Raw genomic sequence first — 11,227 nt, 5'->3', positions numbered from 1 at the left:
CATTTCCCCATTTCCCCATTTCCCCATTTCCCCATTTCCTGCTATGAATTTTCCCTCGATTTCTGTCATCATACCCACCTATCGACGCGAAGAGCCTCTGAAAGATACCCTCGATGACCTGCTCAAACAAGATTACCCCAATTTTGAGGTGTTAGTTATCGACCAAACCGCTACCCATAGCCCTGAAATACAATCCTATCTAGAAAATCTGGCTAATCAGCACAAAATTAGCTGGTATCGGCTGGATTGGGCAAGTTTACCTGGTGCCAGAAATTATGGAGTCCGTCGCACCCAGGGCGATATCGTTCTTTTTATCGATGATGATGTGCGGCTACCAAATAATTATCTCAAAGCACATAGTGAGAATTTTGTCAAGAACCCTGAGATAGGTGTAGTGGCCGGTCGGGTATTCGATCGCATGAAATTGGGTGACTCCCAAAAAATGGTGACAGATACCAGCAAACCCTACGAAATCGACTTTTTACCCCCCCAAGCCATGGATCCCGGCATTGCTTGGTATTACATCGATCTTGTCCACACCACTAAACCTCAGCAGGTAATCTCGGCCCGGGGCTGTAATATGTCTTTCCGGAAGGATATATTTACTAAATACGGCATTTGGTTCGATGAACGCTTTCGTGGCAGTGCCGTGCGCGAGGAATCGGATTTTTGCTTAAGATTACGCCAGACTCCCTATCATGTCTGGTACGATCCCACCGCTTATCTGATTCATTTAGGGGAAGAAACTGGTGGCTGTCATGATATTAGCACTCGTTCTTTGAGTTATCAGACGACTTTTTATCATAATCACTTTCTGATGGCTCTGAAAAATCTCACTCTCACTCAACAATTGCGACTCTATGCTAAATTATTTGATTGTCACGTTCTTGGCAATCCTCCCTGTAATAAAGGTGGTTCCCCGATTAAAATCCTTTCTAGGGGAATTTTTTATAGTTTAGGTTTTCTGGATGCTGTGAAAACTCAAGTTAAGTCCCTCTGGAATGATGGCCAAATTTATACAAAACTAGATAATCTATGAGAATTTTAGTCGCTAGTCATACCTATGTCGTTGATCTCAACTGTGAGAAATTGCGCGCCCTGACAAAATTAAATCCCAATATTGAGGTTACTATTGTTGTTCCCCAACGTTGGCAACCGGGAGGAGTCCAAAATAAAATCATTGAAAGTCAACCGAAAATAGCTGATAATTTCCGAGTCATTCCTATCCCTAATTTTAGCCAGAATAACCAATCTTTATTAACTTTTGGCATTGATATAATTCCTTTATTGCAAAAATTTAGACCCGATATTATTCAGGTGGAACAGGGTTCTAAATCTCTCGCTTATGCCCAATTTATCACTCTGAATCGTCTCTTAAATCTCCGGGCTAAAAATGTATTTTTTACTTGGTGGAATCTTCCCTATACTCCTAAATTTCCCATCTCTTGGTTAGAAGCTTATAACCTGAAAAATACCGATGGTTTAATCGCTGGTAATCAGGACGGAGTAGATGTTTTAAAAGAACGGGGTTACAGGGGTAAATACACCGTTTTACCACAATTAGGAGTGGATGAAGTTCTTTTTTCCCCCAGCAAGCAACCCAATTTAGCCCGCTCTTTAGGCATTGAACCCGATGAATTTGTGATTGGTTTTGTCGGTCGTTTTGTGGAAGAAAAAGGCATTCTAACCCTGATTAAAGCTGTAACTAAATTAACAGGTAAGTGGAAGTTATTACTCTTAGGTCGGGGCATCCTGAAAGATAAAATAGTCAGCGAAGCTACAGCCGCAGGAATAAGCGATCGCTTGATGATAGTGGAAAGTGTTCCCCACGATCAAGTAGTTAATTATATTAACCTGATGAACACTTTGGTTTTGCCTTCAGAAATCACCTATCAGGTCAAAACTTTAACGGCCGTCGGTTGGAAAGAACAATTCGGTCATGTTTTAATTGAAGCTATGGCCTGTGAGGTTCCTGTTATTGGTTCTGATTCAGGAGAAATCCCCTTTGTTATTGCTGATACGGGGTTAATTTTTCCCGAAAAAGATGGGGAAGCACTGGCTAAATCTATACAAACTCTCTTAGATAATCCCAGTTTCGCTCAAGAATTAGGCCAGAGGGGTTATCAGAGAGTAATGACCAATTATACTAATAAAGCCCTCGCTCAAAAACAATTGGATTTCTATCAACAATTACTCCCTCGGTGATGGGGAAGTGAGAATTATGAATTATGAATTATGAATTATGAATTATGAATTATATAACGGTTTTCAGTCTAATGAGGTATAGTAAATCCCTTGATAGATAGGCGTTTCAGCGTTTCAATCGGGACTCACCTCTGTGAAAACCGCTATAACTGAATCACTGATAACTGATAACTGATAACTGATAACTGGTTATGAACCATTCTTGACACCCCCTAGTCTAAAGGGACAAGTAGCTAGGGGTGAGGGGAATGATCGAGGTGATAACCGATAAGCAAACAAGTGTGAGCGATCGAGAGTTAATTGTAAAATGTCAAAGGGGTGATAGGGGTGCTTTTCGTCACCTTTACCGTCTTTATCAACCAAAAATCCGCTCTACTCTCTATCAACTCTGTGGACAGGAATTCCTAGAGGATTTTGTCCAAGAGGTATTTTTAAGAGTGTGGCACGGGTTGCCGAAATTGCGTTCACCTGAATACTTTTCCACTTGGGTTTATCGGATCACCTGGAATGTGGCGATCGATGGTCGGCGACAATTAGCCAAAAGACAAATGAGGATGGCCAAAAGTACTGATGAGGAAAACTCCCTTGATAGCGAATCCCGTCCCCAAGATAGTCCCGATTTGATGCAACTGCATTATGAGGAAGTGGTCCGACAAGGGTTAGAAATTCTCAGTTTAGAACATCGCGCTGTCCTTGTCCTTCACGATCTAGAGGACTTACCCCAAAAGGAAATCGCTCACATCTTAGAAATTCCCCTCGGTACGGTGAAATCACGTCTTCATTATGCGCGTAAAACCATGGGTCAATTTTTGCAAAAACAAGGAGTTCTCTAATGTCCCCAGAAGATGACAAAGTGGTTGATTTTCTGCGTCGCTATCGTCCATCGCTGCCACCTCAACCGATGATAGATGAAGAAAAACAGTTAATGCAAATGATTAGGGAAGAAAAGCCAGTAAATTTCCCAAAATCCCTGCCTTTATTGGGGTTGATCACTGGTATTACTGCCTTATCTCTGCTGATTTTTGCTTCCTCTCGTTGGTCCGATCCTCATCCACAACTGAGCCAAATTTCCGACGAGCAATTAGAAGCTTTTTTAGTGGAAAGTTGGAACCATAGCATCGCTTCACCGATTGCTGCTTCTAGCGTTTATAGTTCCCCTTGGATGAGCTTAAACGAGCCTCAACTCACCTATTCTACCTATAATCCTTAATTTGTTTGTCAAGGTCAATTATGTACTTTTCTACTGTCTCGATTCTCGGCACAACCATGGCTTTAACTCTGGCCGTTAACTTGGCCCCAAGTGCCACTGTGCTATCCTATCCCCAAGATGGTCTATTTATTGCTCAAACTAGCTCTCCCCAGCGTCCTGAAAATCGTCCCCGTGGGATGGATAATTCTAGAGAAAGACTAATTGAACAATTGAACCTTACCGATGAGCAAAAGTCGAAAGTTGCCGCTATTCGTCAGAAATATCAGGAAAAAACCAAAAAGTTGCGAGAAACCCTGAGAAGCAACGAACAAGAATTAAATAGTTTATTATCGAATAATGCCTCCGATCGAGATATCCGTTCTAAACATCAGCAAGTCTCTCGGAATCGCCAAGAAATCAGTAACCTGCAATTTGAAAGTTTTTTGGAAATTCGTCAAGTGTTAACTCCCGCTCAAAGAACGGAATTTTCCCAGTTAATGCAGGAACGTCGCGCTAATTCCCGCAATCGTGGACGACAATAATTCCCATCAGTTCGGATTAAGATCGAGTTTGATTCAGATACATTAGAAAAAGGGAAAGGATGGGCAAGTAACCCATCCTCAACTTATCATTTACTAATAAATTATCGTTTCCAAGTGACTTTTGGTAGGATATGATTCATATCTACCCGATTTTTATACTTGGTGGCGAAGTTTAGGAGGGAATCGAGGAGAGAATCGGAGAGATAGTGAGGTTGTAGGCCTAGATCAAGTAATTTCGTGTTTTTAGCGTTAAAATAATGTTCCTCTAACTCGATGCGCGGGTTGTCAAGATTGTTAATCTCCACATTTAACCCTAACGCAGAACCAGCTTTTTTCACCATCAGTGCCAAGTCACCGACGCTAAACAGTTCGGTAAATTGGTTAAAAACGCGGAATTCCCCTGATCGAGCGGGATTAGCGATCGCTAATTCCAAACAACGCACGGTATCGCGGATATCTAAAAATCCTCGCGTTTGACCACCTTTACCGTACACTGTCAGGGGATGACCGATCGCCGCTTGAATACAAAAACGGTTTAAAGCAGTACCAAAAACCCCATCGTAATCGAGACGGTTAATTAACATCTCATCCATTCCCGTTTCTTCGGTGAGGACTCCATAAACCACCCCTTGATTGAGATCTGTAGCTTTTAAACCCCACATCCGACAGGCAAAATGGATATTATGGCTATCGTGGACTTTGCTGAGATGGTACATACTACCGGGCTGTTTGGGATAGGGTAAAGTATCCTTACGACCGTTATGTTCGATCGTGATGTAGCCTTCTTCAATATCTATATTCGGTGTGCCATACTCACCCATGGTTCCCAGTTTTACTAGGTGCGCATCGGGAAATTCCTCTTTCATCGCGTAGAGGATGTTTAAATTGCCAACCACGTTGTTAACTTGCGTTAAAACCGCGTGTTCGCGATCAATCATGGAGAAGGGTGCAGATCTCTGTTCTCCGAAGTGAACAATCGCATCCGGTTGAAACTGTCGCAGGGATTGAATCAAAAAGTCGTACTCGTTAATATCCCCGACAAAAAGATCGATCGATTTTCCCGTTAGATCTTGCCAGCGTTGAATCCGATGAGATATGGGTGCGATCGGTGTTAAGGTATCGCAGCCTAATTGTAAGTCCCAATAGCGACGAACTAAACTATCAAGTATGCCTACTTCGTAACCTCTATTTGATAGATGGAGTGCCGTTGCCCAACCACAATAGCCGTCTCCGCCAATAACCAAAACTCTCATACAATATCTGTAAAGTTTATATACTCGTCTTTGGTAACTCTAGCAGTTTTGTGTCACGCTTTACCAGTTTAATCCCCGTGAACGTAGCGGGGTGTGGGGAAGTGGGGTTTTTCAGTGTTGCCAAAGGCACGGCGTAGCCGTCCAGTAAACAGTAACCAGTTATCAGTGGGGGGAATGGGAAATTATAAATTATGAATTATAAATTATGAATTGGGGAGAGGGGAGTGGGGAGAAGGGAGAGGGGAGAATCAATAAAGGCAGTCTATTGACAACTGCTCACTGCTCACTGATAACTGCTCACTGATAACTGATAACTGATAACTGATGAGGGTGTTCTGGAAAACTTGACAAGGGAACGGATTATAGGGAAACTCAGCTTGTTAGTCAAGGTACTAGCGCAAATCTCAATTTCTTTTTTACTTTTTACTTTATTACTTAATCCTATGCGTTGGCAAGCTCGGCAAAAATCTTCGTTTCCCTTGTTTCCCCTATACGGATTTTTGGCATTTATCGTCGTTTGTCTGATTATTTGGGCAATTTCTCTCTATCCTCGTTCTAATGCTCTGGTGGGGGGTGATTATATTCCCGCACCTTTTAGGGAGTTTCAACCAGAATGCGCGGATTATGTTCTAGAAAATAGTTCTTTTAAGGATATATCGAGAATTTTTGATTGTAAAACCTATAAAAACCTCTCCGATCGAGTGATTCTTCCCCTATCTCTCCAAAAAAACGATATTAGTCTCGATAATTGGCAAAATAACTCGGCAACAGCGATCGAATTAGCACCCTGGCCGGAAATTCATCCCCGCGCTCAAGGGACAAAAGTCCCGATTTTAATGTATCACGACATTTTACCAAAAAAAGAGGTATTTTTTGACGTTACTCCCGCCGAATTAGAGGCACATTTTCAATTTTTGCAGGAAATCGGGGCAACTCCGATCAGTATCGATTGGTTAATTTCCCATCTGCGGACAGGGATCCCCCTTCCCGCTAAACCGGTTTTATTGACTTTTGATGATGGTTATGGGGGACATTACCAGTATGTCTATCCTTTATTGAGAAAATATAACTATCCTGCTGTTTTCTCGATTTATATCAATAAAATGGCTCAAAAAACTGGCAGAACCAGTGTCACTTGGCAACAACTCCGGGAAATGGCCGCCGATCCTCTAGTCCAAATTGTCTCCCATAGTGTTAGTCATCCCCGGGATTTAAGATTATTGTCCGATGCAGATTTGGAGCAGGAAGTCAAGCAATCGAAACAAATCTTAGAAAAAGAATTGGGCATTCCGATCAATTATTTCACCTATCCGGAAGGGAAGGCGGATGATCGAGTGAAGGAATTCGTCAAAAAAGCGGGTTATCGGGCGGCTTTATCGATGAATGACCTCGATGAGCATTTTGCTGGACAATCCCCCAATTTACTCACGATTGGACGCTTTGGGCAATCGCGCACGCGAGAAGTTGTACCGCAAGCTTGGGGGGGTGATCCCTTACCCCGTACCGATGGCGGTTTTAACTTTGCCACCACCATCCAAAAACGGGAAGTGGAATTTCTGACTAATACACTTGTATTAATTAGTGGCGGGATTCCCAAAACCATCCACGCTGATAGTCGTTATCAAGTGGAGGAAATTATCGCCAGTACAGAAGCGATCGCAGCCGTGGACGGCGGTTTTTTCTCTCTCAAGGAATTGGACTCAAATCAGATGATCGGGCCGGTTTTAAGCCAAAATGGCGGCTTTATCCCGGGATATGAGGGAGAAATCGACAAGTTAGAGGGTCGTCCTTTAGTAATCATTACCGATCGATGGGTGCGTTATCTTCCCTTTGATCCTGTCCGTCATAATACCCTAGAAGGAATCGCAGCGGAGGCCGGAGATGATCTCAAGGTTACGGATGCTTTTGTCGCGGCCGCTTGGTTAGTCAAAGATGGACAACCACAATCGCGAGAATCCTTTGGTACACTTTACGGTTTTGATGCCCTGCGTCACCGGGCTTTTTGGGGGATTAATCAGGCAGGACAGCCAGTAATCGGGGTTTCCCGAGAGCCGATCGATTCCATGTCTTTGGGAGAATTATTAGTACAGGCAGGTTTTCGGGACGCAGTGATGTTAGACTCGGGAGCAAGCACCTCCCTCGCTTATCAAGGTCAATCGCAAGTGCATTATACTCCCCGTCCCGTTCCCCACGTTGTCGCTTTATTTCCCCCCACAGAAACCTATATTGTTCCCATTAATCATGTGGGGATTCCCTGCGTAATTTTCGCCGATTCCTGTCCTGCGGGGAGTTAGGTTAGCACTATATGATCGAGTTAAACTTTAGCCCAAGATTCTACCATGGAGATCGAACGTCTTAATGCCCTTTCCGATAATTATATTTTCCTCCTCTACGATCGAGCGCAAAAAATCGCGGCCGTGGTGGATCCGGCAGAACCTGAACCCGTTTTCAGGCGATTAGAGGCTTTGCAGGTGGATTTAGTCGCTATTTTCAATACCCATCACCACGGCGACCATGTGGGGGCTAATCAGGCTTTAATTAATCGTTATCCCCATCTTTGCGTTTATGGGGGAAAGGAGGATCGCGGTCGCATTCCGGGGCAGCAAATGTTTTTAGAGGAGGGGGACCGGGTGGAATTTGCTGGTCGCTCGGCCGAGGTTTTCTTTGTTCCCGGCCACACTCGCGCTCATATTGCCTATTATTTTCCCCCAGTTAACCCCGGAGATTACGGCGAGTTATTCTGTGGTGATACCCTGTTTTCCGGGGGTTGTGGTCGTTTATTTGAGGGAACACCGGGCCAAATGGTGGCTTCTTTAACTAAATTGCGATCGCTACCTGACCAGACTAGGGTTTGGTGCGCTCATGAATATACGTTAAATAATTTAAAGTTTGCCTTGACAGTTGACCCTAATAATGCCGCTCTGCAGCAGCGTTATCGGGAAGTGGAGAAAAATCGCGCTAAAGATATTCCCACGATTCCGGCAATTTTGGGGACGGAAAAGCTGACTAATCCTTTTTTGCGTTGGGATAGTCCCGCTTTGGCCATGACCATGGATAGCAATGAACCAGTACAAGTGTTTGCACGGCTGCGGGGGAAAAAAGATAATTTTTAAGTGGTAGCTAAGTAGGTAGGTGTTAAAAACTGTCAAAACCCCCCTTATTAAGGGGGGTAGGGGAGATATTCCCCTGATTAAGGGGGGTAGGGGGGATCAAAGGCAAAATCGATCTCTACAAGCTCAAGGGTTGCGGATCTAACTTCAAATCGGCAAGACTGACATCACCGTGACCATTTACCGCCACCTCTAGGGGCAAATTGCCGTGATAAGCTTGGATTAACAGGGTTTTTAAGTCCTCAATCAGGGGATAACGGGGATTGGCTCCGGTACACTGATCATCGAAAGCTTGTTCAGCTAAATGGTCTAATTTGGCCATAAATTCGGCTTCAGTTTCGGGAATTACCTCTTTAATACTGGCCGGAATACCGATTTCCCGTTTTAAACATTCGATCGCTAATACCAATCTTTCCACACTTTCGGTCTCGCTTTCTCCCCCCAATCCCAGGGAATGGGCGATCCTGGCATAGCGCCATTTTACGTTAGGATATTTGTACTGAGAGAAAGTCGCCTGTTTAAAGGGGGCATCGGTGGCATTATAGAGGATGACGTGGGAAATCATCAAAGCATTGGCCAGACCGTGGGGAATATGGAAAATTGCCCCCAATTGGTGGGCCATGGAGTGACAGATGCCTAAAAAGCCATTAGCGAAGGCCATTCCTGCCATTGTCGCCGCGTAATGGACTTTTTCCCGCGCTTTCGGGTCTTTAGCTCCGTTATGATAGGAACTGGGCAAGTATTTAAACAGCAGTCGGATGGCATCTTGAGCAAGAGCATTAGTGTATTCTGAGGCTAAAACCGAGACGTAGGACTCAAGAGCGTGAGTTAAAGCGTCAATTCCACCGTAGGCTGTCAATTTTTTCGGCATATTCAGCACTAATTCTGGATCGACAATTGCCATGCTGGGAGTTAGAGCATAATCTGCCAAAGGATACTTAATATTATTACGGCGATCGGTCACGACGGCGAAGGGAGTCACTTCTGATCCTGTTCCCGAAGTGGTGGGAATACACACCATCAGAGCTTTTTCGCCTAAAGGGGGCAATTCATAGACTCGTTTGCGGATATCCATAAAACGCATGGCCAAGCTCTCGAATTCTATCTCTGGATGCTCGTAGAGTAGCCACATGATTTTAGCGGCATCCATGGGGGAACCACCACCGATAGCGATAATGACATCGGGATTGAAGGTATTAATGACATTTAACCCCCGTTCGACGGTTTCTAGGGAAGGATCGGGTTCCACATCGTAAAAGATATTAACCGTGATGCCGATTTCTTCTAAAATTTCCTGTAAAGTTGCGGTAACTCCTAGGTCGAAAAGAGGTTTATCGGTGACAATAAAGGCCCGTTTTTTGCCGGCTAATTCCCGAATAGCAACGGGTAATGACCCGTATTTAAAATATACTTTTGGTGGTACTCGGAACCAAAGCATATTTTCCCGGCGCTCGGCTACGGTTTTAATATTTAATAGGTGGGTAGGTTCGACGTTTTCGCTGATGGAATTACCGCCCCAAGTGCCACAACCGAGGGTTAAACTAGGATCGAGACGGAAGTTATAGATATCACCAATCGCACCCTGGGAGGAAGGGGTATTAATTAATACCCGGGCCGTTTGTACGTTGTCTTCAAAGCGCTTAATATTTTCACGATTGGAGGGTGCGGTATAAAGCACGGCCGTATGACCTCGACCCGCAAATAAGACCAGTTTTTCGGCTTTTTTCACCCCATCTTCAAAGTCTTTCGCTCGGTACATGGCTAAAATTGGCGAGAGTTTTTCGTAGGAAAATGGTTCCTCTAAGCCAATATTTTCCACTTCTCCGATTAGTAACCTAGTATCTTCGGGAACAGAAATTCCAGCCATGGCGGCTAATTTTTCCACCGGTTGCCCGACGATATCGGGGTTGATATGACCATCTTTTAGGAGAATCCCGACGACTTTTTCCCTTTCTTCAGGGGAAAGAAGATAGGCCCCGCGATCAATAAATTCCTGTCGAACTTCTTCATAGATGCTATCGACAACGATTACCGATTGTTCGGAGGCGCAAATCATGCCGTTATCGAAGGTTTTACTGAGAATAATCGAGGAAACGGCCATTTTTATGTGCGCGGTTTCGTCAATTAAAGCGGGGGTATTGCCGGCACCAACTCCTAGGGAAGGTCTTCCCGAAGAATAGGCCGCTTTTACCATACCAGGACCGCCGGTAGCGAGGATTAAATTAATGCTGGGATGTTGCATTAATGCTTGGGAAAGTTCCACCGATGGCTGATCAATCCAACCAATAATACCGGCCGGTGCGCCCGCTTTCACGGCCGCTTCTAAGACTATTTTGGCTGCCGCGATCGTGCAGTCTTTGGCTCGCGGATGGGGGGAAAAAATGATGCCGTTGCGGGTTTTCAGGGCAATTAGGGCTTTAAAAATGGCTGTGGAGGTGGGATTTGTGGTCGGTACGATCCCCGCCAAAATGCCCACGGGTTCGGCGATTTTTTGCAATCCAAAGGATTTATCTTCTTCGATAATGCCGCAGGTTTTGCTGTGTTTATATTTGTTGTAGATGATTTCTGAGGCAAAATGGTTTTTAATCACTTTATCCTCTATTACTCCCATCTCTGTCTCTTGTACGGCCATTTTAGCCAGAGGAATGCGAGCGTTGTTGGCTGCTAATGCGGCTTTTTTGAAGATAAGATCTACTTGTTCTTGACTATAGTTGGCAAATTGTTGTTGAGCTTTTTTTACCTGTTGAATCAGTTCTTCTAGCTCTTGTCTATTGGTAACTGTCATAACAATTTTGTGGATAAAATTAGGCATTTTGTGCCACTATAGCGTTTTTCGGCAAGGGACTCGCCTAATCTTGGGATTTTCTTTATAGTTTTCTAAGCATTGGTATTATAGGATACTAATAATACTAGGTAAGACTAAATCTG

The 11,227-nt window shown here is 44.2% G+C and carries 9 protein-coding genes; 7 read left to right on the top strand and 2 right to left on the bottom strand.

The features are described 5' to 3' along the window. Positions 1-43: 43 nt before the first annotated feature. The 5 genes from hpsN (at position 44) to IQ234_RS06405 (ending at position 3,936) form a co-directional block, all read left to right on the top strand. Positions 44-1,039 (top strand): hormogonium polysaccharide biosynthesis glycosyltransferase HpsN, encoded by a 996-nt coding sequence (hpsN, locus tag IQ234_RS06425; protein ID WP_193956477.1) that lies wholly within the window; start codon positions 44-46, stop codon positions 1,037-1,039. After that, positions 1,036-2,205 (top strand): hormogonium polysaccharide biosynthesis glycosyltransferase HpsO, encoded by a 1,170-nt coding sequence (gene hpsO / locus IQ234_RS06420; RefSeq protein WP_193956476.1) that lies wholly within the window; start codon positions 1,036-1,038, stop codon positions 2,203-2,205. Before hpsN ends, hpsO begins: the two co-directional genes overlap by 4 nt. A gap of 248 nt (positions 2,206-2,453) precedes the next feature. Next, entirely contained in the window at positions 2,454-3,038 is a 585-nt protein-coding gene (locus IQ234_RS06415; protein WP_193956475.1) for a sigma-70 family RNA polymerase sigma factor, read from the top strand. Next, positions 3,038-3,415 carry a hypothetical protein gene (locus IQ234_RS06410; RefSeq protein WP_193956474.1) on the top strand — a complete coding sequence of 126 codons (378 nt, stop codon included), beginning with the start codon at positions 3,038-3,040 and terminating at the stop codon, positions 3,413-3,415. Before IQ234_RS06415 ends, IQ234_RS06410 begins: the two co-directional genes overlap by 1 nt. A gap of 20 nt (positions 3,416-3,435) precedes the next feature. Continuing rightward, positions 3,436-3,936: a Spy/CpxP family protein refolding chaperone gene (locus IQ234_RS06405; RefSeq protein WP_193956473.1), complete on the top strand. Its 501-nt coding sequence runs from the start codon at positions 3,436-3,438 to the stop codon at positions 3,934-3,936. Between the two features lie 101 nt (positions 3,937-4,037). Here IQ234_RS06405 and IQ234_RS06400 read toward each other — a convergent pair whose 3' ends face one another. After that, positions 4,038-5,189: an NAD-dependent epimerase/dehydratase family protein gene (locus IQ234_RS06400; protein WP_193956472.1), complete on the bottom strand. Its 1,152-nt coding sequence runs from the start codon at positions 5,187-5,189 to the stop codon at positions 4,038-4,040. A 443-nt stretch (positions 5,190-5,632) separates the two neighbouring features. Between IQ234_RS06400 and IQ234_RS06395 the strand changes: the two genes are divergently transcribed. After that, complete coding sequence (locus IQ234_RS06395; protein ID WP_193956471.1) at positions 5,633-7,483, top strand: polysaccharide deacetylase family protein; 1,851 nt, start codon at positions 5,633-5,635, stop codon at positions 7,481-7,483. A 45-nt stretch (positions 7,484-7,528) separates the two neighbouring features. Continuing rightward, positions 7,529-8,302: a hydroxyacylglutathione hydrolase gene (gene gloB / locus IQ234_RS06390; RefSeq protein ID WP_193956470.1), complete on the top strand. Its 774-nt coding sequence runs from the start codon at positions 7,529-7,531 to the stop codon at positions 8,300-8,302. Between the two features lie 115 nt (positions 8,303-8,417). On the opposite strand, the gene adhE is transcribed toward gloB, so the two are convergent. Continuing rightward, positions 8,418-11,084: a bifunctional acetaldehyde-CoA/alcohol dehydrogenase gene (gene adhE / locus IQ234_RS06385; RefSeq protein WP_193956469.1), complete on the bottom strand. Its 2,667-nt coding sequence runs from the start codon at positions 11,082-11,084 to the stop codon at positions 8,418-8,420. Between the last annotated feature and the right edge of the window lie 143 nt (positions 11,085-11,227).

Origin of the sequence: Microcystis aeruginosa LEGE 91341 (genome assembly GCF_015206885.1) — a bacterium.
Classification (GTDB): Bacteria; Cyanobacteriota; Cyanobacteriia; order Cyanobacteriales; family Microcystaceae; genus Microcystis; species Microcystis aeruginosa_H.
This window is presented reverse-complemented; position numbering and strand designations above follow the sequence as displayed.

What these genes read in the sequence shown, in the direction of transcription:
- hpsN (WP_193956477.1), top strand. Translation starts at nt 44, where the DNA reads ATGAATTTTCCCTCGATTTCTGTCATCATACCCACCTATCGACGCGAA.
- hpsO (WP_193956476.1), top strand. Translation starts at nt 1,036, where the DNA reads ATGAGAATTTTAGTCGCTAGTCATACCTATGTCGTTGATCTCAACTGT.
- IQ234_RS06415 (WP_193956475.1), top strand. Translation starts at nt 2,454, where the DNA reads ATGATCGAGGTGATAACCGATAAGCAAACAAGTGTGAGCGATCGAGAG.
- IQ234_RS06410 (WP_193956474.1), top strand. Translation starts at nt 3,038, where the DNA reads ATGTCCCCAGAAGATGACAAAGTGGTTGATTTTCTGCGTCGCTATCGT.
- IQ234_RS06405 (WP_193956473.1), top strand. Translation starts at nt 3,436, where the DNA reads ATGTACTTTTCTACTGTCTCGATTCTCGGCACAACCATGGCTTTAACT.
- IQ234_RS06400 (WP_193956472.1), bottom strand. Translation starts at nt 5,189, where the DNA reads ATGAGAGTTTTGGTTATTGGCGGAGACGGCTATTGTGGTTGGGCAACG.
- IQ234_RS06395 (WP_193956471.1), top strand. Translation starts at nt 5,633, where the DNA reads ATGCGTTGGCAAGCTCGGCAAAAATCTTCGTTTCCCTTGTTTCCCCTA.
- gloB (WP_193956470.1), top strand. Translation starts at nt 7,529, where the DNA reads ATGGAGATCGAACGTCTTAATGCCCTTTCCGATAATTATATTTTCCTC.
- adhE (WP_193956469.1), bottom strand. Translation starts at nt 11,084, where the DNA reads ATGACAGTTACCAATAGACAAGAGCTAGAAGAACTGATTCAACAGGTA.